Source organism: Nocardioides marmoriginsengisoli, from assembly GCF_003725695.1.
GTDB classification, from domain to species: Bacteria; Actinomycetota; Actinomycetes; order Propionibacteriales; family Nocardioidaceae; genus Marmoricola; species Marmoricola marmoriginsengisoli.
Genome location: NZ_RJSE01000005.1, coordinates 271,681 through 292,319, shown reverse-complemented (window position 1 = coordinate 292,319; position 20,639 = coordinate 271,681). Strand labels below are relative to the sequence as shown.

The following is a 20,639-nucleotide window of genomic DNA, read 5'->3' as shown; positions in this document are numbered from 1 at the left end:
GCCATGCCTCGCGAGGGATCGAACTTCCTGTCCGCAGGGAGCCTGGCCCGACTCGGTTTCCAGGAGACCGACGTCGCGGCCGCACGGCTGTCCGAGCTCGGCCCGCCGGCCTCCCCGGTGGTCGCGATCCTGGGGCGTACCGCCGACCCCGACCTGGCGCTGGACGCCCTGGTCCGGCTGCACGCGGCCGCCGCCGACGGTGACGTGCTGATCCAGGCGCTGGAGGAGGACGAGGGCACCGCGATGCGGCTGCTCTCGGTGCTCGGGATGAGCGCTGCCCTCGGCGAGCACCTCGTGCGGCACCCCGAGCACTGGCACGAGCTGACGGACCCGACCCTCGGTTCCACCCGGCCGGCCGCCTACGCGGTGCGTGCGGGGCTGGTGGCCGCGGTGGGGGCCGACCCGCTGGCCGCACGGCCGGTCTCCGGGTCCGACTACGCGTCCGCCGTGGACGCGCTCCGGGTGGAGTACCGCCGGGTGCTGCTCCGGCTGGCGAGCCGGGACCTGGCCCACCACGTCGGGATGGACGACATCGCCGCCGAGCTCTCCGACCTCGCGGCCGGCACCCTGGACGCCGCGCTGGCGATCGCGCGCGCCAAGGTGGGTGACGAGGCGGCCGGCTGCCGGCTCGCGGTGATCGCGATGGGCAAGTGCGGCGGGCACGAGCTCAACTACGTGAGCGACGTCGACGTGATCTTCGTGGCCGAGCCCGCCGACGGCGTCGAGGAGTCCGCGGCGTTGCGGGTCGCGACCCACCTGGCCTCGACGCTGATCCAGGTCTGCGGCGACCACACCGCCGAGGGCACGATCTGGCCCGTCGACGCGAACCTTCGCCCGGAGGGGAAGTCCGGACCGCTGGTGCGCACCCTTGCCAGTCACCGCGGCTACTACGAACGCTGGGCGAAGACGTGGGAGTTCCAGGCGCTGCTCAAGGCGCGGCCGGTGGCCGGTGACCTGGAGCTCGGCCGGGAGTACGTCGAGATCGTCGGCCCGATGGTCTGGCAGGCCGCCGAGCGCGACGGGTTCGTCGACGACGTCCAGGCGATGCGCCGGCGGGTCCTCGAGCACATCCCGGCCAACGAGGCCAAGCGCCAGCTCAAGCTCGGGTCGGGCGGCCTGCGGGACGTCGAGTTCGCGGTCCAGCTGCTGCAGCTCGTGCACGGTCGCACCGACGACAAGGTCCGCCAGCCGACCACGCTGAGCGCGCTGTCCAGCCTCACCGCGGGGGGCTACATCGGCCGTGAGGACGGCCGGACGATGCACGAGGCGTATGCGTTCCTACGCACCTTCGAGCACCGGATCCAGCTCTTCCAGCTGCGCCGTACCCACGTCGTACCGGAGGCGGAGGCGGCGCTGCGCCGGCTCGGGCGATCCCTGGGCCACCTGCGCAACCCGGTCCTGGAGCTCGAGAAGGAGTGGCGGCACCACCGGCGGGAGGCCCGTCGGCTGCACGAGAAGCTCTTCTACCGTCCGCTGCTGGCCGCCGTCGCCCGGATCCCCGGCGACGGTGCCCGGCTGACCACGGAGGCGGCCAAGGAACGGCTCGCGGCCCTCGGCTACACCGATCCGGACGCGGCGCTGCGGCACCTGGAGGCGCTGACCAGCGGGGTCTCCCGGACGGCGGCGATCCAGCGGACCCTGCTGCCGGTGCTGCTGGAGTGGTTCGCGGACGCGCCGGATCCTGACGCCGGACTCTTCGGTTTCCGGCGGATCTCGGACACGCTGGGCAGTACGCCGTGGTACCTGACGATGCTGCGCGACGAGGGCGAGACCGCGCAACGACTGGCCCAGGTGCTGGCCACCAGCCGGTACGCCACCGACCTGCTGGAGCGCGAGCCGGAAGGCGTGAAGATCCTCGGTGGTGAGGACTCGTTGCGGCCGCTGACCCGGGACGCGTTGCAGACCGAGATGCTCGCGAACGCGTCCCGTCGTGGCGACCCGGTCGAAGCGATCCGGAGCATCCGGGCGATCCGCCGTCGCGAGCTGCTCCGGATCAGCGCCGCCGACCTGTGCGTGCCTTTCGGGGTCGCCGAGGTGGGGTACGCGCTCACCGACCTGACCGACGCGACCCTGGAGGCGTCGCTGCGGATCGCGATCGAGGCCGTCGAGGCCGAGCGCGGGCGACCGTTGCCGACCAGGTTCGCGATCATCGCGATGGGCCGGTACGGCGGCTACGAGATGGGCTACGGCAGCGACGCCGACGTGATGTTCGTGCACGATCCGCATCCCGGGGCCGATGCCCACGAGGCGAGCAGCATGGCTCAGGCGGTGGTCAACGAGCTCCGCCGGCTGCTGGCCCTGCCGGCGACCGACCCGCCGCTGGAGATCGACGCCGACCTGCGCCCCGAGGGCAAGCAGGGGGCGATGGTCCGGACCCTGGAGGCGTACGCCGCGTACTACGCGAAGTGGTCGGCCGTCTGGGAGGCGCAGGCACTGCTGCGTGCCGAGCCGGTCTGCGGCGACGAGGACCTCAAGGACCGGTTCCGGGAACTGATCGACCCGTTGCGCTTCCCGGCAGCCGGCCTCGGGGAGGACGACCTGGTCGAGATCAGGAGGATCAAGGCACGGATCGAGGACGAGCGGATGCCGCGCGGCGCCGACCCGGCGACGCACTTCAAGCTCGGTCGCGGTGGGCTGGCCGACGTCGAGTGGACGATCCAGGTTCTTCAGCTGCAGCACGCGGGCGCCGTACCGGAGCTGCGGACGACGAAGACGTTGCCGGCTCTCGATGCCGCTGTCGCGCACGACCTGATCGCCGCCGAGGACGCCGAGATCCTGCGGGACGCCTGGTTGCTGGCGAGCCGGGCCCGCAACGCCGCGGTCCTGGTCCGCGGCAAGCCTTCGGACCAGCTGCCGACCGACCCGCGCGAGCGCGCCGCGGTCGCCAAGGTGCTCGGCTACGGCCAGGGTGAGTCGACGGCGATGGTCAACGACTACCAGCGGACCACCCGGCGCGCGCTCGGCGTGGTCGACCGGGTGTTCTGGGGGAGTTGATGGCCGAGGACCTGGTCGTGCCGCCCGGGCCGGGGCTGCCGACCGGGACGTCCATCCCGGCGGGGGAGCTGGTCGAGCGCTTCTCGCGCTCGCCCGGGCCCGGCGGCCAGTCGGTCAACACCAGTGACACCCGGGTCGAGCTGCTCTTCGACCCGGCCGCCTCGACGGCGTTCACCGAGCCGCAGCTGCGCCGGATCCTGCGGGCGCTGCCACCGGGACCGATCTCGGTGACGGCTTCGGAGCACCGGTCCCAGCTGCGGAACCGGGGTGCCGCCCGGGAGCGGTTGGTCGCGATCCTGCGCGCCGCCGTCGCGCCACCGCCGCCTCCCCGGCGTCCCACGAAGCCGAGCAAGGCCTCGCAGCGCCGCCGGGTGGAGGCGAAGAAGCAGCGCGGCCGGACCAAGGACCTGCGCGGCCGCGTGACCGACGAATAGGTCCTCTGGGACGATGGACCCATGAGCGATCTGGGTTGGTACGCGGTGCGGTGCGTCTTCGGGTCGGAGGCCGACAACGAGGACGAGACCACCTACGAGGAGCGGATCACGCTCTGGCAGGCGACGAGTGCCGACGAGGCGATCGAGCGCGCCGAGGTCGAGGCGCTCGCCTACGCGGCCTCGATCGAGGAGGTCGAGGTCAACTACCTGGGCCTGGCCCAGTGCTTCCACCTCTTCGACGACCCGTCCGACGGTGCCGAGATCTTCTCGCTGATGCGGGACAGCGAGCTCGAGCCCGACGACTACCTGGACACGTTCTTCGACAGCGGTGACGAGCGCACCAGCCACGAGGACTGAGTCCGGGCGCGACCGGCTGGCGACGGTTCGGGCCTGCTCAACCGACGACTTGGGCCTGCTCGGCGAGGTCCTGGATGGCGAGGGAGGCGAAGACCATGGCAGTGCCGAGGGGGGCGCCGGGGCCGGGGTAGAAGGCCCCGAAGGCGGAGGCGGCCGAGTTGCTGGTGGCGTAGAGGCCGGCCAGCACCGTCCCGTCCTCGCGGAGCGCCCGGCCGGCGGTGTCGGTGACGATCCCGCCCTTGGTGCCGAGGTCGGAGAGCACGAAGCGGGCCGCGAAGAACGGTCCCTGGGTGACGCCGACGAGCGCCTTGTTCGGGCCCTCGCCGCCGGCGAAGAAGGTGTCGTACTCGTCGCCGCCGCGACCGAAGTCCTCGTCGACCCCGGTCTCGCAGAAGCCGTTGAATCGCTCGACGGTGGCCTCCAGGTCCGGGAGCGAGACCTTCTCGGCGAGCTCGGCCACCGTGTCCGCCTGCACCCAGGTTCCGGCGGCGAGGTGGGCAGCCGGGTCGCCCTCGGGCATCGCGATCGCCGGGAGCCGGCCGCCCTCGCGCGAGTCGAAGACGAACCACGACGGGATGCGATCGGTCGACGCCGCCATCTCCCGGCCGAACCGGTCGTACGGCAGGCACTCGTTGGCGTACCGGTTCCCGGAGGAGTTCACGATCACGCCGCTGCGGAAGCCCAGGGTGAACGACCCGTGCCCGTCGGGGTGCTCCAGCCCGGGGCAGAACCAGCCCTGGTCGAGCAGGTCGGTGGCGGCGCCGATGCTCATCGCGGCGGCGATCGGCTCGCCCAGGTTGGTGCCCTCGGGAGCCATCGACCAGGTCGAGTCGCCGGGGACGCCGTACCGGGTCCGCCAGGTGGGGTTGTGCTCGAAACCGCCGGACGCGATCACCACGCCACGACTCGCGGTCAGGATCACCTGGCCGCCCGCGGTGCTGGCCTCGACCCCGGTCACCCGGTCGTCCTCGGTGACGATCCCGTCCACCGCGTGCCCGGTCAGCACGGTGCCGCCGTCGCGGGTGAACGCGTGCAGCAGCCGGGCGATCAGCGACTGACCGCCGGACAGCGTGTTCCGTCCGGGCAGTCCAGCGCGGTCCAGCTCGACCGGCGGCCGGACCAGCGCGGCGACCTCCTCGGGCAGCTCGGCGCGCTTGAGGTTGGTGGGCTGGATCGACCGGCCCCACGAGACCCGGCCGGGGGCGTCGTAGTACTCCGGGAACGGCAGCCACTCGAAGGCGAAGGCGTCGTCGGCCTCCAACTCGGCGACCAAGCGCGGCGACTCGGCGAGGAAGGCCTCGATCTTCGCGACGTCCGGGTCCTCCAGCAGCGCCCCGAGGTAGGTGCGCGCGGACTCGGTCGAGTCGGCGATACCGGCGCGCTGCTGCACGTCGGACCCGGGCAGCCAGCAGGCGCCGCCGGAGTACGCCGAGGTGCCGCCGACGTACTCGGTCTTCTCGACCACGACGGTGCGCAGGCCCTTCTTCTGGGCCAGGTACGCGGCGGTCAGGGCGCCGCCGCCGGATCCGACCACGATCACGTCGTAGTCGCTGGTCGGGTTCGAGGTCTCGGTCATCGGTTCTCCAGGTAGCTGCTGAGGGCATCGACCAGGCCGCGACGGGCCTCGGCGGAATCGGTGTAGGTGCTCAGGTACTGCTCGTTGTGCAGGCCGCGCATCGCGCCCGGCAGCAGGCTCCGCACCCGGGACAGCCGGACGGGATCCAGGTCGAGTCCGGCGAAGGCCTGCTCCATGGTCGCCGTCCAGGCGACGTCCCAGCGCCCGATCGCGGCGGCGGTGAGCGGGTACGCCGCCTCGAGCTCGTCGCGCTGGCGGGGGAGCGCGAGGCGCAGGTGGTGGATCGCCCGGACGGTCGGCAGGTCCATCGCCGTCCAGAGCTGACCGACGACGGCTTCCATCCGCTCGCCGACGTCCGTGGACGCCGGCACCGGTAGCACGGCGACGGACCCGTCGCGCAGCAGGTGCTCCAGCAACGCGGCCCAGAGTCCGTCGACATCACCGAACTGGTGCTGCACAGTCCCCCAGGTGACGCCGGCCTCGCGCGCGATCAGGCTGGCGCTGGCCGACTCCGGTCCGCCGTCGGCCAGGCACTCCACCGCCGTGGCCAGCAGAGCCTGACGCGTCTCCAGGCCCCGCTTGTTCAGGCGGGTCCCCTTCGCCGAGACAGCGGTCTCGTTCAAGGTCAGCTCAGACCGAGCCGCGCGCCGTGCTTGGCGATGAACGCGAGGACCTCGTCGGTCTCCTTGTCCGGCAGCCCCCAGATCAGCTCGGTGACGCCGCACTCCTCCCAGGCAGCCAGGTCCTCGGGGGAGGGCCGCATCGCGATCAGCACGTGGATCTCGGGGGAGCCGGCCCGGCCGGCCGCGGCCCAGGCCTCCTTCAGCGCGGCCACCTTCGCCGGTACGTCGGACTCGATCGGCGTGGTCATCCAGCCGTCGGCGTTCGCGGCGATCCAGGCGAACGTCTTCGGGCCGGCGCCGGCGCCGATGATCACCGGGACGTGCGCCTGGGCGGGCTTCGGCCAGGCCCACGAGGCCCCGAACTTCACGAACTCGCCGTCGTACGACGCCTCGTCCTGGGTCCAGAGCGCGCGCATCGCCTCCAGGTACTCGCGCAGCACCGTACGACGCTTGTTCGCCGGCACGTGGTGGTCGGTGAGCTCGTCGGTGTTCCAGCCGAAGCCGGCCCCGATGCTCACCCGTCCGCCGGAGAGGTGGTCGAGCGTGGCGATCGTCTTGGCCAGCGTGATCGGGTCGGACTCGACCGGCAGCGCGACGGCGGTGGAGAGCCGGATCTTCGAGGTGACGGCGGCGGCGGTCGCCAGCGAGACCCACGGGTCCAGGGTGCGCATGTAGCGGTCGTCGGGAAGGGTCTCGTCGCCGGTGCCCGGGTGCGCGGCGTCGCGCTTGACGGGGATGTGGGTGTGCTCGGGGACGTAGATGGTGTCGAACCCGGCGTCCTCGGCACCCTGGGCCGCCTGGGCGGGGGTGATCCCGCGGTCACTGGTGAACAGCACGATGCCGTGGCGCATGAAGTCGTCTCCTGGTTCCCCCGCCGGCGCGGGTGTCGGCCAGAATCATAGAGGACTCAATGAGAATTGGAAGAGCTAACCGGCGACACGTTCCAGGAAGGCGACCGCGCGCTCGAACGCCTCGGCTCCTTCCGGCGTCCCGAGCCAGAACTGGAACTCGTGGTTGATCGGTGCCGCCTCGTCGCCCGGGTAGTACTCGTCCAGCGCGACTCCGAGCTCACCGAGCCGCAGCGCCATCGGCGGGGTCTGGCGCCGGGTCAGCGGGTCCTGGTTGCCGGCCGAGAGGAAGGTCGGCGGGAACGCGGCCGTGGCATGGGTCCGTACGCTCATCCGCTCGCAGACCTCGCTGTCCTTCCACCGCCGGGTGCCGGTCAGCGACCACATCGCCGACTCGAGCACGGCCTCGAACATCCGGCTGGAGTCGTCCAGGCCGGTGGGGTCGAAGATCCCGCAGAAGAGCAGCGCCCCGCGCAGCTGCTCGGGAGCCAGGGCCGGCGCCAGGTCGGTGCGGGCGGCGTACCCGGGGCTGGTGGTCAGTACCGCCAGCTCGGCGGCCACCTGGGCGCCGGCGGAGTCGCCCGCCAGGACCACCCGGGACGGGTCGATCCCGTACTCGTCCGCGTGCGCGAGCAGGTGCCGGACCGCCTCGTTGACCTGTCGCGGCGCGGCCGGGTAGCGACTCTCCGGCGCCAGCGGGTAGTTCACCGCAGCCCCGGCGAAGCCCCGGGTCGCCAGGTGCTCCAGGTAGGGCAGGACGTCGGCCTTGTCGCCGAAGTGCCACCCGCCGCCGTGCAGCCAGACCACCAGCGGGTGCGGCCCGGGGCCGTCGGGGAGCACCAGGTCGAAGCGGCCGTGCCGGCCGGACCCCGGCGCGTACTCGAGATCGGTGCGGGTGCGCCGGCCGCCCTCCGGGAGCCGGCTGCGCAGGTCGGCGGCGGTGATCGTGGACGCCGGCTCGGAGGTGAGCCGGAAGAGCCGGAGGCTGATCGCCGGCGGGCACCAGCGCTGCGGCGACAGGCGGGCGAGGACCCTGACCAGGACCGCGCCGAGGATCGCGAGGGCCAGGCGGAGGCTGCGTCGTACGAGGCTCACCCGGGCAGCGTAGGGCTCAGCGGCGTCCGTAGTCCCCGGTAACCCAGACCTGACGGCCCTCGTAGCGGACGCCGTACCCGAGGTCGCGGAGCTTGCAGTTGTCGAGGTTGGCGCGGTGCGGGCGGCTGTTCACCCAGAGCGAGAAGACCTTCGCCGGGGACACGCCCTTGCCCCAGGCGATGTTCTCGGCCAGCGCCTTCCAGTTCTTGTAGCCGGCCCGGGAGATCCGGGTGCCGAGGCTGGCTTCGCGGGCCACCCGGTGCAGGAACGACCCGGTCTCCACCATCCGCTGCGTGTGCAGCCGCGACGACCTGACCAGCGCCGTGTGCACCTTGTACGCCGGGCAGCCGACCTTCTTACGGCGGGCGTTGGTCAGCGCGACCAGCCTGGCCTCGAACTGGGCCGTCGTGAGCGAGGCGGTCCGGTCGGACGAGGGTGCCGGCGTCGCGGCGGTGGCGGCGGGGAGGCCGACCAGGCCGAGAAGGAGGAGCGCCGTGAGGATCGCTGAGAATCGGCGCGCGGCGCCGGTCCGTGTCGACATGCGCCAACTGTGGCGCATGTCCTGATCTGTCCGCAGGGTATTCCGGACAATTCCCATGTTCGTCCCCAGCCGTCGGCGGCGGAGGCTCCCAGCTGAGCCCCGTCCCACTACCGGGACGTCCGAAATGTCAGTTCGTGACGGTGTTCCGGACCTCAGCCGAGCGCCGCGATCAGCGCCGCGGTCGTCGAGACCACCCGGTCGTCGACCTCGGTCGGGGTGAAGCCGAGCCGCGCGATCACCAGCCGGTGCGACGGCACGACCACCAGCCACTGGCCGTCGTGCCCCTCCGCGAAGTAGGTGTCGGCCGGGAGGGTCGGCTCGACCAGGGAGCCGTCCGCCTGCTGATTGGCCCACCAGCCCGAGGCGTAGCCCTCCTCCTCGCTCTTCGGGACCACGACGGCCTTGGTGGTCTCGGCCATCCAGCCGGTCGGCAGCAGGCGAGCGCCGTTCCAGACGCCGTCCTGGAGCGCGAACTGCCCGATCGAGGCCCAGTCCCGCGGGGTCGCCCAGAGGTAGGAGCTGCAGACCGGGGTGCCGACGGCGTCCGGCTCCAGGACGGCGCTCGCGAGTCCGAGCGGCGCGAACAGCTCGCGCCTCGGGAAGTCGGCGCCGCCGTGCTTCGGAGCCAGGATCGAGCAGAGCAGCGTGGTGCTGCCGCTGGAGTACTGGAGGTACGTGCCCGGGTCGTGGTCGAGCTCCTGCGAGGCGACGTAGCGGCCCATGTCCGGCTCGAGGTAGAGCATCCGGGTGATCGGCGTCCCGAGCGAGTAGGTCTCGTCCCAGTGCAGGCCGCTGGTCATCTGGAGCAGCTGCCGGACGGTGATGCCGGCCCGGCGGTCCTTCCACTCCGGCCGGAGGTGGTCGTCGTCGAGTCCCACGTCGCCCTGGGCTACCAGCCGGCCGACGAGCAGGCTGGTGACGCTCTTGGTCATCGACCAGCCGAGCTGCGGCGTGGTCGCCGCGAAGCCGTCCGCGTAGCGCTCCGCCACCAGGTCGCCGTCCTTGAGCACGACCACGCCGCGGGTGCCGAGATCCTTGCGTGCGCTCGCGGACAGGTCTTCGCCGAACGCCCGCTCCAGGGCGGCGGACACGGCGGCCGGGGGAGTCGGGGCCGTCGCGCCGGCGTACGGGTTGCCGGTGGCGCTGACCGTGGACGCGGCCGGGAACCGGGGCCGCTCCTCGGCGAGGGTGCAGCCGTAGCCGGAGGTGGCCCAGGCGTGCTTCTTCGCGAGGACGCCGAGGATGCCGGCGGTGGTCTCGGTGCCGGAGGTCCGGGTCTTCAGCACCGGGACCAGCGGGTTCGGCGGCAGGTCGTCCCCGGGATCGCCGCGGTCCGCGATCGCGGCCAGGGCGCAGGCGTTGTGCGCGGCGTACCCGGTGCCGGTCAGCAGCATCGGCCGCTCGTACCAGTATCCGCCGACCAGGAGGACGAGGACGACGGCGAGCGCGGTGAGCGCGATCTTCCGGGAGCGGCGCATGGCGCGAGGGTACCGCCCGCCGTCCGGAATGTCCGATCTCGACGGGACGTCCGTCACATGGGCGTGGCTATGCGTTCGCTGTGGAATCACCTAAAGTTAGGCAATCCTAAACTTATCGGAAGGTACGACGTGCTCGCCCGACTCCGTTCCAAGCGTGTGGCCGCCGCCCTGATCGCGGCCGCTCTGACCGTCCCCGTCCTGGCCGCCTGCGGTGGCGACGACAAGGACTCGGTCGTCGTCTACAACGCCCAGCACGAGGAGCTGATCGCGGCGGTGGCGAAGAAGTTCACCGCCGAGACCGGGATCAAGGTCGAGCTGCGCAACGGTTCGGACCTGGAGCTGGCGAACCAGCTGGTCGCCGAGGGCAAGCGCTCGCCGGCTGACGTCTTCCTGACCGAGAACTCCCCGGCGATGGCCGTCGTCGACGCGAAGGGCCTCTTCGCCCCGCTGCCCGCGACCACGCTGGACAGGATCCCGGCGCAGTACCGGCCGACCAACGGGCACTGGACCGGGTTCGCCGGCCGCTCGACCGTGCTGGTCTACAACACCGCCCAGGTCCAGGAGGCCGACCTGCCGGCCTCGTTGATGGACCTGGCGAAGCCCGAGTGGAAGGGCAAGGTCTCGTTCTCGCCGACCGGCGCCGACTTCCAGGCGATCGTGGCCGGCGTCCTCGCGCTCAAGGGCGAGCCCGCGACCAAGGCGTGGCTGGCCGGCCTGAAGGCCAACGGCACCGTGTACGACGGCAACAACGTGGTCCTGAAGTCGGTCAACAACGGCGACACCGCGACCGGGATCATCTACCACTACTACTGGTACCGCGACCAGGAAGAGGCCGGCGACAACAGCAAGAACACCGCGCTGCACTTCTTCGGCAAGAAGGACCCGGGCGCTTTCGTCAGCACCTCTGGTGCCGGTGTCCTCGCCAACGGCAAGCACAACGCCAACGCCGAGAAGTTCGTCGACTACCTGACCAGCAAGGACGGCCAGCAGGTGATCGCGGACAGCTACGCCCTGGAGTACACCCTGAACCCGGAGGTCCCGCTCGGCCGCGAGGTCAAGCCGCTCGGTGAGCTCGACCCGCCGGCCGTCGGCATCTCCGACCTCGACAGCGCCCGCGTCGTCGAGCTGATGCAGGACGCCGGCTTCCTGGCATGACCCGGACCGGTCGGCCGCAGCTCTCACCGCTGCTGCTCACCGGCCTCGTCGTCGTCGTTCTCGCGCTGATCCCGCTCGGTTACGTGGTCGTCGCCACGGTGACGATGGGACCGCACGAGCTCGGCGCGCTGCTCTGGCGGGCCCGCGTCGGCGAGCTGCTCGGAAACACGCTCAAGCTGCTGGTCGGGACCGTGCTGGTCACCACCGTGCTCGGCGTCGGGACGGCGGTGCTGGTCAGCCGGACCGACCTACCCGGGCGCGGGTGGTGGCACGCGCTGCTCTCGGCACCGCTGGCGGTACCGGCGTTCGTGAACTCCTACGGCTGGGTCTCGCTGACCAGCGACGTCCAGTCCTACCTGGGTGCGGTCCTGGTGATCTCGCTGTCGTACTACCCGCTGGTGTACCTGCCGGTGGTCGGCGCGCTCGCGACCCTGGAGGCCGCGCCGGAGGAGGTGGCCCGGTCCCTGGGCCGCTCCCGGACCCGGGCCTTCCTGACGGCGGCGCTGCCGCGGCTGCTCCCGGCGGTCCTCGGCGGCGGGCTGCTGGTCGGGCTGCACGTGCTCGCCGAGTTCGGCGCCCTGCAGCTGCTGAACTACCCGACCTTCACCACCGCGATCTACGGCCAGTACCGGTCCAGCTTCACCAGCAATGCCGGCACCGTGCTCGCGAGTGTGCTGGTCGCGCTCTGCATCGTGCTGCTGCTGATCGAGCTGCTCGCCCGCGGCCGTCGCCGGCTGGACCGGGTCGGCCGGGGGACCGGCCGCCGGCCCGAGCCGGTGCCGCTCGGCCGGTTCCGTCCGCTGGCGCTGCTCGGCCTCCTCGGGCTGGTCGCGCTCACCCTCGGGGTGCCGCTCTACTCGCTGACGCACTGGCTGGTGGTCGGCTCGTCGACGGCGTTCCCGGTGGGAGACCTGGTCGGCGCGCTGGTCAGCACCCTCGGGCTGGCCGCCGCCGGAGCGGCCGTCACGGTCGTGATGGCGATGCCGCTGGCCTGGCTCGTCGTCCGGCGTCGCGGTGCCGCCAGCACGGTGCTGGAGCGGGCGGCGTACATCGCGAACGCGCTACCCGGGATCGTGGTGGCGCTGGCGTTGATCACGGTGTCGATTCGGGTGGTGCCGTCGCTCTACCAGACGCTCCCGGTGCTGCTGCTCGCCTACGCGGTGCTGTTCCTGCCGCGAGCACTGGTGAGCGTGCGCAGCTCGCTCGAGCACGCTCCGGTGCTGCTCGACGAGGTCTCCCGCAGCCTCGGCCAGTCCACCTGGGCGACCTTCCGGCGGGTGACCCTGCCGCTGGTCAGCCCGGGCGTCGGCGCTGGGGCGGCCCTGGTCTTCCTGGCGATCAGCACCGAGCTGACCGCCACCCTGCTGCTCTCGCCGATCGGCACCGACACGCTGGCGACCAAGTTCTGGTCGGCCTCGTCCTCGGTCCAGTACGGCGCCGCCGCGCCGTACGCCGTGCTGCTGATCCTCGCCGCCCTACCGGCCACCGTGATGCTCTCGCGGCAGGCCCGACCCCAGGAGGTCTCCCGATGAGCTCGGTCACGATTGCCGGTGTCGTCAAGGCGTACGGCGACCGCCGGGTCCTGGACGCCGTCGACCTGCACGTCGCCGACGGCTCGATCACCTCGGTCCTCGGCGCCTCCGGGTGCGGCAAGACCACCCTGCTGCGGATCGTGGCCGGCTTCGTCCGTGCCGACGCCGGTTCGGTCACGCTCGGCGAGCGGGTGGTCGAGGACGGGCGCACCGCCGTCGCCCCGGACCGTCGCGGCGTCGGCTACGTGCCCCAGGAGGGCGCGCTGTTCCCGCACCTGGACGTCGCCGGCAACATCATGTTCGGGATCCCGCGCGGCGAGCGGACGACGTCTCGGCTCGGCGAGCTGCTGGAGCTGGCCGAGCTGCCCGCCGACCTCGCGCACCGGCAGCCGCACCAGCTCTCCGGCGGTCAGCAGCAACGCGTGGCGATCGCCCGGGCGCTGGCGCCCGCGCCCCGGGTGATCCTGCTCGACGAGCCGTTCTCCTCCCTGGACGCCGCGCTCCGGATCTCGGCCGGCAAGGCGGTCACGCGGGTGCTCCGCCACGCCGGCGCCACCGCGCTGATCGTCACCCACGACCAGGGCGAGGCGCTGTCCCTCGCCGACCAGGTGGCAGTCATGCGAGCGGGCCGGTTCGTCCAGGTCGACAGCCCGGCCGGGATCTACGAGCGGCCCGCCGACGCCGAGACGGCCGAGTTCGTCGGCGGCGCGTCGATGATCGCAGCCGAGGTCAGCGGCGGCATCGCCCGGTGCGTGGCCGGTGCCATCCCGGTAGCGGCGGCCGACGGCCGGGTCCGGGTGCTGATCCGGCCCGAGCAGGTGCTCCTCGGCCCGGCGGCGGGCGCGGCGGTCGTCGGGCAGGTGACCGAGGTCGGGTTCTACGGCGCCCAGGTCGTCGTCACCCTGGCGCTCGCCGACGGCACCCCGCTCACCGCGCGCGCTCCCTCGGCGCGGACGCCGCGGCCGGGCGACGAGGTCGGGGTCGTGATCGAGGGCTCCGCGGTCACGTTCGGTGACGAGTCGTGACCGTCCTCCGTGAGTACCCCGCCGACCTGCCGGTCCTCGACCTGGCCGGGCACGGCGATGCTGTCGCGCTGGTGCTGGGGGAGCGCAGCCTCACCTACGCCGAGCTCGACCTGCTGGTCGACGAGCAGGCGGACCGGCTCGGCATCGCCCGCCGGCTGATCCTGCTGGAGTGCGCCAACGAGCTCGAGCCGCTGGTGACCTACCTGGCGGCGCTCCGTGGCCGGCACCCGGTGCTGCTGGTGCCGCGGCAGACCGGGCCGGCATCGCGCCAGCAGCTGGAGCGGCTGATCGCCGAGTACGACCCGGACGTGCGCTGCACCCGGGGCCGGGACGGCTGGGAGCTGGAGAGCGTCCGGGAGATCTCCGCCCACGAGCTGCACCCGGACCTCGCCGTCCTGCTCGGCACCTCCGGATCCACCGGGACCCCCAAGCTGGTGCGCCTGTCACGGGAGAACCTGCGCGCCAACGCCGCCGCGATCGCGTCGTACCTGAAGCTCGGCCCGGACGCGCGCGCGGCCACCACCCTGCCGTTCCAGTACTGCTACGGCCTCTCGGTGCTCAACAGCCACCTGTACGCCGGCGGCAGCGTCTTTCTCACCGAGCGGTCGGTCGTCGAGCCGGAGTTCTGGGACGAGTTCGCCGCGGCCGGCGCGACATCGTTCGCGGGCGTGCCGTACACCTACGAGCTGCTGGACCGGGCGGGCGTCGACTGGACGCGGCAGCCCGGGCTGCGGCAGGCCACCCAGGCGGGCGGCCGGATGCCGCCGGCACGGGTGCGCGACCTGGCCGAGCGCGCCGCGGATTGCGGTGTCGACCTGGTGGTGATGTACGGCCAGACGGAGGCCACCGCACGGATGGCCTACCTGCCTCCGCACCTGGCTGCCGACCGGCCCGAGTGCATCGGGGTGCCGATCGACGGCGGCGACCTCCGCCTCGACGACGGCGAGCTCGTCTACACCGGTCCCAACGTGATGCTCGGCTACGCCCGGACGCCGGCGGACCTGGCTCTCGGCCGGACCGTCACCGAGCTCCGCACCGGTGACCTCGCGGTCCAGCACGACGACGGGCTCTTCGAGATCGTCGGCCGGAGCAGCCGGATGGCGAAGCTGTTCGGGGTCCGGCTCGACCTCGACCATGCCGAGACCATGCTCGCCGAGCAGGGCGTCACGGCCCGGCTGGTCGCCACCCCGGACCGGCTCCGCGCCTTCGTGCTCGACGAGGCGGATCAGGATCGTGCTGCTCAGCTGCTCGCCGGGCAGCACTGCGTTCCGGGGCACGCGATCACCGTCCAGACCCTGACTGCCTTCCCGGTCACCGCGACCGGCAAGCCGGACCTGGCCGCGCTCGGCGAGGTGCCGCTGCCGGCCACGACGGGTGTCGACGTCCGCGGTGAGTACGCGATCGTCTTCGGCCGTCCGGTCGCACCGGAGGACAGCTTCGTCAGCCTCGGCGGCGACTCGCTCTCGTACGTCGAGACCTACGTCCGCCTGGAGCGCCTGCTCGGCGCCGTACCGGCCGACTGGCCCAGCTGCTCGGTGGCCGAGCTCTCCGCGCTGCGAGTGCGCCGCCGCCGCTGGTGGGCCGCCGTCGAGACGCCGGTGCTGGTGCGGGCGCTCGCCATCGTGCTGATCGTCGGCTCGCACACCGAGCTCTGGAACGTGATGGGCGGCGCGCACGTGCTGCTGGCGGCGTACGGGTTCGCGCTGGGGCGGTTCGCGCTCAGCTCACCGACTCGAGCAGACCGGCTGCTGGCGCTGGGCCGGACGATCCGCGACACGGCGATCCCGGTACTGCTGTGGCTGGTGCCGGTGACGCTGCTTCTCGGGGTCTACAACTGGCCCGCGGTGTTCCTGGTGCACGGGTTCGTCGGGGGCAGAGGCTGGTCGGACGACTGGCACCTGTGGTTCCTGGAGAGCGCCCTGTGGTCCACCGTCGGTGTGGCCGCGCTGGTCGCGATCCCGGCCGTCGACCGGGTGATCCGGCGGTACCCGTTCGCCGCCGCCGGAATGGTCCTGGCCGGCGCCCTGGCGCTGCGGGCCTCGTTCGACTACTCGGCGGGGCACCTGGAGCGGTTCGCGATCGAGCGCACCGCGTGGTTCGTGGCGCTGGGCTGGCTGGTCTTCACGGCACGGACCCTGCCCCAGCGGCTGCTGGTCACCGCGCTCGTGCCGGTCACCGTGCTCGGCTTCATCCCCGACGACCTGCAGCGCGAGTGGGTGATCATCGTCGGCATCCTGGCGATCCTGTGGATCCCGACGATCCCGGTGCCGCGTCCGCTGGACCGGCTGGTCGGACTGCTGGCCTCGGCGTCGCTGTTCGTCTACCTCACCCACTGGCAGGTCTACCCGCACCTGGAGAACCGAAGCTCGGTGCTGGCCTGGGCGGCGTCGCTGGCTGTCGGCGTCCTGGCGTGGTGGCTGTACACCCGCGGGCGGCGGCTGCTGGTTCAGCGCGGGCCGCAGTCCGCACCGGCAGGTGTGACCGGGGCGCTCCGCTCCAGGTCGTCGCGCAGGTAGATGTTCCGCTCGCAGACCGTGCCGACCTTCCGGTAGCGGTCGGTGATCTCGGCCATCGCTCCGCGGCGCTTCAACCGGGTCTCGGTGCCCGGGCCGCGGACCACGATCCAGGCGGGCGCGTCCGGCCCGGTCAGGACCCCGCGCAGCAGCGTCATCTCCGGGTCCCGGACCCGGGAGGGCAGGCTCCACAGGTACGGGTACGGCGATCGCATCCCGGTGACGCGGAGGATGTCGGCGTCGCCGAAGGCCGAGATCACGGTGTCGCCGGGGCGGGCGACGGCGTCCAGGGCGCGGCCGATCTCGGTGCCCGGCGTCGGGGTGGGGGAGAAGATCACGGTGGTGCCGGCGATCAGCCCGGAGAGGGCGACCAGGCCGACGACCGGCCGGACGATCCGGGGTGCGGCCGCAGCGAGGACGCCGGCGGACAGGGCGACCGCCGGCAGGGTCTCGATCAGGTAGTGCAGCCAGTAGCTGCCGCCGGCGAGCACCGAGAACGCGCCCCAGGCCAGCAGACCGGCGAGTGCGAAGAGCATCCACGGTTCGCGGGACCGGCGCAGCCCGAAGACGGCCGTCGCGGCGAGCACGATCGGCACCATGCTGCCGAGGAACGCGTGCACGAGGTTGCGCAGTCGCTCGCTGCTGGAGGTGCGCAGGTCGTCGGCGATCAGCTCGCCGGCCTTGACCCGGAACGGGTAGGTGGCCTCGTAGGCGGCGTACGGCGAGGTGCCGTGGGCGAGCGCCCAGAGCATCACCAGCGCGTACGCCAGTACCGCACCGAGGGCGGCGAAGCCGACCAGCGCCAGCAGCCGGGAACCGGAGATCCGGCGCACCCGCCAGCCGACCACCCAGGCGATCGCCGCGAACACGACCACGTCGGCCATGTTCTGCTTCACCAGCACCGCGGCCACCGCAGCCATGCCGGCGCCGAGGGCGGCCAGGCGGGCGACCAGGCCGTCCTCGGCCAGGACGGCCTCGACGGCCAGCCGGATCCCGAGCACCACGAACGGGAGCGCGATCAGCTCGCCGTTGACGTCGATCGCGCCGTACAGCGGACTGATCAGCAAGGCGCCCGCGGTGATCGCCGTCCAGGCCGCGGGCCGCTCGCCGAAGACCCGGCGCGCGGTGGAGTGCAGCATCCAGATCGTCAGGGCGCAGATCAGCGCGCCCACGATCCGCAGCGCAACCACGCCGCCGAGGAGGTCGATCAGCTTGAAGACCGTGATCAGCAGCGGCGGCCGGTCGACCCAGTAGTCGCCGTACAACGAGGAGCCGCCGGAGTGCCACTGGGAGGCGACGACCAGGAACCCGCCCTCGTCGGGGGAGGCGCCGTCGCGCATGTGCAGCAGCCGGATCGCCAGCACCGCGGCGATCGTCGCCCAGAGCACGGCCGGTGCCGCTTTCGGGGTCGTCCACCGGGTCGTCTTCCGGGTCGTCAGGTCAGCTGCCACGAAGCAAAGGTAGAGCCTGCCGGCTGAACTTCTCCTGAAGGGTCCGGCTGTTCAGGTGGGAGTCAGGGACGGTGTCCCACGCTGCTTCCATGACACCGACTCCCACGACATCCGGACGCAGGGTGGACCTGCGGTCTCTGCTCAACAAGGTGCCCGAGGTCACGCTCTACTTCTGGGTCATCAAGATTCTCTGCACGACGGTCGGCGAGACCGCCGCGGACTACCTGAACGACACCCTCGGGTTCGGTCTGACCAACACGTCCTGGGTGATGAGCGGCCTGCTGGCGGTGGCGCTCGCCCTCCAGCTCAGAGCACGCCGCTACGTCGCACCGCTCTACTGGGTGTCGGTGGTCCTGATCAGCGTCGTCGGCACCCTGATCACCGACAACCTGACCGACAACCTCGGCGTCTCGCTCTGGGTGAGCACGGGGGTCTTCACCCTGGCACTGGTCGCGACCTTCGCCGGCTGGTACCGCAGCGAGCGGACGTTGTCGATCCACACCATCACCAGCACCCGGCGGGAGGCCTGGTACTGGTTGACGATCCTGTTCACGTTCGCGCTCGGCACTGCCGCCGGCGACCTGCTGGCGGAGAAGCTCGCACTCGGCTACCTGCTCTCGGTCGGGGTCTTCGCCGTCGCGATCGCGGCGATCACGGTGGCGCACCTGCGCTTCCGGCTCGGAGCGGTGCTGGCCTTCTGGCTGGCGTACATCCTGACCCGCCCGCTGGGCGCCTCTATCGGGGACCTGATGTCCCAGCCCCGGTCGGACGGCGGTCTCGGGCTGGGGACGACCGGGACCAGTGCGATCTTCCTGACCTGCATCGCCGGGTTGGTCGCCTACCTGACGATCACCCGGCGGGACGTGATCGAGCTCGGCTCCGGCCGGTCGAACAGTGGCCCAGAGCATGACCCGGAGCATGGCCCGGCAGACGACCGGGACGACGACCTGGACGACGGCGTCCTGGTCGGCTAGTCCGCTTCTGTGGGGAGGAGGACCGTGAACCTGGCTCCTCCCTGCGGCGCCGTACCGACCGTGACCGAGCCGCCGACGGCGAGCACGATCGAGCGGACGATCGCCAGGCCCAGTCCGCTACCGCCCTCGTCCCGGGTCCGGGCCTCGTCGAGTCGCACGAACCGCTCGAAGATCGCGTCCTGCTTCTCCGGCGGCACCCCGGCGCCGTCGTCGTCGACGAGGAGCTCGACGTGCTGCCCGGTCTGGTGCAAGCCGACCCGCACGGTCGTGGACGCGTGCCGGACGGCGTTCGCCAACAGGTTGCTCACGACCTGGCCGAGCAGCACCGCGCTGCCCCGGGTCTGGCCGGCGCTCACGGCCGAGACGTCGAGGGCGACCCGGGCGCCGGCGTCGCGCAGCCGGGCCACTTCGACCAGGACGATGTCGTCCAGGTCGACCGGCTCGGTGTGCAGCGCCGGATGCCCTTCGAGGCGGGCCAGCAGCAGCAGCGCACCGACCAGGGCCTCCAGTCGGCCGCCCTCGTGCAGCACGTCGTCAGCGAGCTGGTCGACGCCGATCCGGTCCGGGTGCGCGCGGGCGACCTCCGCGGTCTGCCGGATCACTGCCAGCGGCGAGCGCAGCTCGTGGGAGGCGTCCGAGACGAACTGACGCTGCAGCCTCTGGCCGTCGTCGATCCGGTCCAGCATCTCGTTGAGGGTGTGCGCCAGGCGGGGGATCTCGTCCGAGCCCGCGGGCACGGCGAGCCGGTCCGGGAGGTGGGTGGCAGTGATCTGGTCCGCCTGCTCGCGCATCACCTCGACCGGCCGCAGCGCCCGTCCGACGCTGATCCAGACGATCACGCCGAGGGCGAGGACGACCAGCGGGACGGCGATCCCGAGCGCCCGCGCCATCTCCGCCCGGGTGTTGTCGCGCTGCTCGGTCGAGCGTCCGACCACGATCAGGGCGACCGGCTGGGAGCTGGCCGACGCCCGGCGCGCGACCACCGTGTACGTGTCGACCAGGCCGGGGACGACGACGGTCCCGGTCACGCCGGCGGTGGTCCGCAGCGGTTCCTCGAGCTGGGCCGGCTGGTCGCTGGCCACGACCGCGCCGCTGTTGTCGATCAGCTGGACGAGCACGTCGTTGCGGCCGGTGGTGGCTGCTGCGGCCGGGGTGACACCGCGGCCGAGCTGGGCGTCGATCGCGGCGGCGTCCTGCCCGGCCGAGTCGATCAGGCCCTGGCTGAGGGAGTGCCCGATCACCAGCACGACCACCACCGAGCCGACGGCGGTCACGACGAGGACGAACAGCGACGCGACCACGGTGACGCGGACCCGGACCGACGAGGTCGCACGGCTCAGCAAGGTCATCGGGCCGCCGCCCGCAGCCGGTACCCGCTGCCGCGCAGGGTCTCGATGTCCTCGCGCCCGAACGGCTTGTCGACCTTGCGCCGGATGCGGCCGATGTAGACCTCGATGATGTTCGGGTCGCCCTCGAACGCGTAGTCCCAGACGTGGTGGAGGATCTCGGCCTTGGTCACGACGTCACCGGCACGGCGCATCAGCAGCTCGAGGACCGAGAGCTCCCGGCTGGTCAGGCTCAGCTCGGTCCCGGCCCGGGTCACCTGCCGCGCAGCCGGGTCGTAGACCAGGTCGCCGACGACCAGCTGAGCGGGCCGCTCGGCGGCTCCGCGGCGCAGCAACGAGCGCAACCGGGCGAGCAGGACCACGAAGGAGAACGGCTTGGTGACGTAGTCGTCCGCACCGGTGTCGAGCGCCTCCACCTCGTCCCACTCGCCGTCCTTGGCGGTGAGCATGAGGATCGGCGTCCAGATCTCCTCGGCGCGCAGCGTCTCGCAGACCTTGTAGCCGTTCAGCACCGGCAGCATGATGTCGAGCAGGATCGCGTCGTAGGCGTGCTCGCGCGCGTACCAGAGGCCTTCGCCGCCGTCGTACGCCACGTCGACGGCGAAGCCCTCGGCTTCCAGCCCGGTGCGAAGAGACGCGGCCAGCCGCTTCTCGTCCTCGACGACCAGGATCCGCATGGTCCCAGTCTCACACCGGT

17 protein-coding genes are annotated in these 20,639 nt (G+C 72.2%); 8 read left to right on the top strand and 9 right to left on the bottom strand.

The features are described 5' to 3' along the window. Positions 1-3 precede the first annotated feature (3 nt). Genes EFK50_RS07315 through EFK50_RS07305 form a run of 3 tightly spaced genes read left to right on the top strand, consistent with a single transcriptional unit; the run spans position 4 to position 3,785 of the window. A complete protein-coding gene (locus EFK50_RS07315; RefSeq protein WP_123226904.1) occupies positions 4-2,994 on the top strand; it encodes a bifunctional [glutamine synthetase] adenylyltransferase/[glutamine synthetase]-adenylyl-L-tyrosine phosphorylase in 2,991 nt (996 codons plus the stop codon). Next, positions 2,994-3,428: an alternative ribosome rescue aminoacyl-tRNA hydrolase ArfB gene (gene arfB, locus EFK50_RS07310; protein WP_123226903.1), complete on the top strand. Its 435-nt coding sequence runs from the start codon at positions 2,994-2,996 to the stop codon at positions 3,426-3,428. The genes EFK50_RS07315 and arfB overlap by 1 nt, the downstream gene beginning before the upstream one ends. Before the next feature lie 21 nt (positions 3,429-3,449). Then, complete coding sequence (locus EFK50_RS07305) at positions 3,450-3,785, top strand: DUF4288 domain-containing protein (protein WP_123226902.1); 336 nt, start codon at positions 3,450-3,452, stop codon at positions 3,783-3,785. A gap of 37 nt (positions 3,786-3,822) precedes the next feature. Here the strand turns inward: EFK50_RS07305 and EFK50_RS07300 are convergent, their stop codons facing one another. From EFK50_RS07300 to EFK50_RS07275, 6 genes are all read right to left on the bottom strand, one after another. Next, positions 3,823-5,361 carry an FAD-dependent oxidoreductase gene (locus tag EFK50_RS07300; protein WP_123226901.1) on the bottom strand — a complete coding sequence of 513 codons (1,539 nt, stop codon included), beginning with the start codon at positions 5,359-5,361 and terminating at the stop codon, positions 3,823-3,825. Beyond that, positions 5,358-5,984, bottom strand: a complete 627-nt coding sequence (locus EFK50_RS07295; RefSeq protein WP_123226900.1) for a TetR/AcrR family transcriptional regulator — start codon at positions 5,982-5,984, stop codon at positions 5,358-5,360. The genes EFK50_RS07300 and EFK50_RS07295 overlap by 4 nt, the downstream gene beginning before the upstream one ends. A 2-nt stretch (positions 5,985-5,986) precedes the next feature. Continuing rightward, positions 5,987-6,835 (bottom strand): LLM class F420-dependent oxidoreductase, encoded by an 849-nt coding sequence (locus tag EFK50_RS07290; protein WP_123226899.1) that lies wholly within the window; start codon positions 6,833-6,835, stop codon positions 5,987-5,989. Positions 6,836-6,910: 75 nt separating this feature from the next. Then, positions 6,911-7,927: an alpha/beta hydrolase gene (locus tag EFK50_RS07285; RefSeq protein ID WP_123226898.1), complete on the bottom strand. Its 1,017-nt coding sequence runs from the start codon at positions 7,925-7,927 to the stop codon at positions 6,911-6,913. A gap of 16 nt (positions 7,928-7,943) precedes the next feature. Next, complete coding sequence (locus tag EFK50_RS07280) at positions 7,944-8,468, bottom strand: CAP domain-containing protein (RefSeq protein WP_183407708.1); 525 nt, start codon at positions 8,466-8,468, stop codon at positions 7,944-7,946. Positions 8,469-8,620: 152 nt separating this feature from the next. After that, positions 8,621-9,946: a serine hydrolase domain-containing protein gene (locus EFK50_RS07275; RefSeq protein WP_123226896.1), complete on the bottom strand. Its 1,326-nt coding sequence runs from the start codon at positions 9,944-9,946 to the stop codon at positions 8,621-8,623. A 129-nt stretch (positions 9,947-10,075) separates the two neighbouring features. Here EFK50_RS07275 and EFK50_RS07270 point away from each other — a divergent pair, with 129 nt between their 5' ends. From EFK50_RS07270 to EFK50_RS07255, 4 genes are read left to right on the top strand one after another with little or no spacing between them, the layout of a single operon-like run. Continuing rightward, positions 10,076-11,101 carry an iron ABC transporter substrate-binding protein gene (locus EFK50_RS07270; RefSeq protein ID WP_246004078.1) on the top strand — a complete coding sequence of 342 codons (1,026 nt, stop codon included), beginning with the start codon at positions 10,076-10,078 and terminating at the stop codon, positions 11,099-11,101. Beyond that, positions 11,098-12,633, top strand: coding sequence for an ABC transporter permease (locus EFK50_RS07265; RefSeq protein WP_123226894.1), 1,536 nt, complete (start codon positions 11,098-11,100; stop codon positions 12,631-12,633). Before EFK50_RS07270 ends, EFK50_RS07265 begins: the two co-directional genes overlap by 4 nt. Next, complete coding sequence (locus EFK50_RS07260) at positions 12,630-13,658, top strand: ABC transporter ATP-binding protein (RefSeq protein ID WP_123226893.1); 1,029 nt, start codon at positions 12,630-12,632, stop codon at positions 13,656-13,658. The genes EFK50_RS07265 and EFK50_RS07260 overlap by 4 nt, the downstream gene beginning before the upstream one ends. Then, a complete protein-coding gene (locus tag EFK50_RS07255; RefSeq protein WP_123226892.1) occupies positions 13,655-16,174 on the top strand; it encodes an AMP-binding protein in 2,520 nt (839 codons plus the stop codon). Before EFK50_RS07260 ends, EFK50_RS07255 begins: the two co-directional genes overlap by 4 nt. Here the strand turns inward: EFK50_RS07255 and EFK50_RS07250 are convergent. After that, on the bottom strand, positions 16,105-17,622 hold the full coding sequence (locus tag EFK50_RS07250) for a glycosyltransferase family 39 protein (protein ID WP_123226891.1): 1,518 nt from the start codon (positions 17,620-17,622) through the stop codon (positions 16,105-16,107). The genes EFK50_RS07255 and EFK50_RS07250 overlap by 70 nt on opposite strands. A 122-nt stretch (positions 17,623-17,744) precedes the next feature. On the opposite strand from EFK50_RS07250, the gene EFK50_RS07245 reads away from it, so the two are divergent. After that, positions 17,745-18,596, top strand: coding sequence for a COG4705 family protein (locus tag EFK50_RS07245; protein WP_246004077.1), 852 nt, complete (start codon positions 17,745-17,747; stop codon positions 18,594-18,596). Here EFK50_RS07245 and EFK50_RS07240 read toward each other — a convergent pair. Both EFK50_RS07240 and EFK50_RS07235 read right to left on the bottom strand, forming a co-directional pair. Then, entirely contained in the window at positions 18,593-19,945 is a 1,353-nt protein-coding gene (locus EFK50_RS07240; RefSeq protein ID WP_123226889.1) for a sensor histidine kinase, read from the bottom strand. The genes EFK50_RS07245 and EFK50_RS07240 overlap by 4 nt on opposite strands. Then, positions 19,942-20,619, bottom strand: a complete 678-nt coding sequence (locus EFK50_RS07235) for a response regulator transcription factor (RefSeq protein ID WP_123226888.1) — start codon at positions 20,617-20,619, stop codon at positions 19,942-19,944. Before EFK50_RS07235 ends, EFK50_RS07240 begins: the two co-directional genes overlap by 4 nt. Positions 20,620-20,639 lie beyond the last annotated feature (20 nt).

Coding starts and splice junctions, on each gene's coding strand:
- EFK50_RS07300 (WP_123226901.1), bottom strand. CDS start 5,361: ATGACCGAGACCTCGAACCCGACCAGCGACTACGACGTGATCGTGGTC.
- EFK50_RS07315 (WP_123226904.1), top strand. CDS start 4: ATGCCTCGCGAGGGATCGAACTTCCTGTCCGCAGGGAGCCTGGCCCGA.
- EFK50_RS07260 (WP_123226893.1), top strand. CDS start 12,630: ATGAGCTCGGTCACGATTGCCGGTGTCGTCAAGGCGTACGGCGACCGC.
- arfB (WP_123226903.1), top strand. CDS start 2,994: ATGGCCGAGGACCTGGTCGTGCCGCCCGGGCCGGGGCTGCCGACCGGG.
- EFK50_RS07275 (WP_123226896.1), bottom strand. CDS start 9,946: ATGCGCCGCTCCCGGAAGATCGCGCTCACCGCGCTCGCCGTCGTCCTC.
- EFK50_RS07305 (WP_123226902.1), top strand. CDS start 3,450: ATGAGCGATCTGGGTTGGTACGCGGTGCGGTGCGTCTTCGGGTCGGAG.
- EFK50_RS07290 (WP_123226899.1), bottom strand. CDS start 6,835: ATGCGCCACGGCATCGTGCTGTTCACCAGTGACCGCGGGATCACCCCC.
- EFK50_RS07235 (WP_123226888.1), bottom strand. CDS start 20,619: ATGCGGATCCTGGTCGTCGAGGACGAGAAGCGGCTGGCCGCGTCTCTT.
- EFK50_RS07240 (WP_123226889.1), bottom strand. CDS start 19,945: ATGACCTTGCTGAGCCGTGCGACCTCGTCGGTCCGGGTCCGCGTCACC.
- EFK50_RS07265 (WP_123226894.1), top strand. CDS start 11,098: ATGACCCGGACCGGTCGGCCGCAGCTCTCACCGCTGCTGCTCACCGGC.
- EFK50_RS07280 (WP_183407708.1), bottom strand. CDS start 8,468: ATGTCGACACGGACCGGCGCCGCGCGCCGATTCTCAGCGATCCTCACG.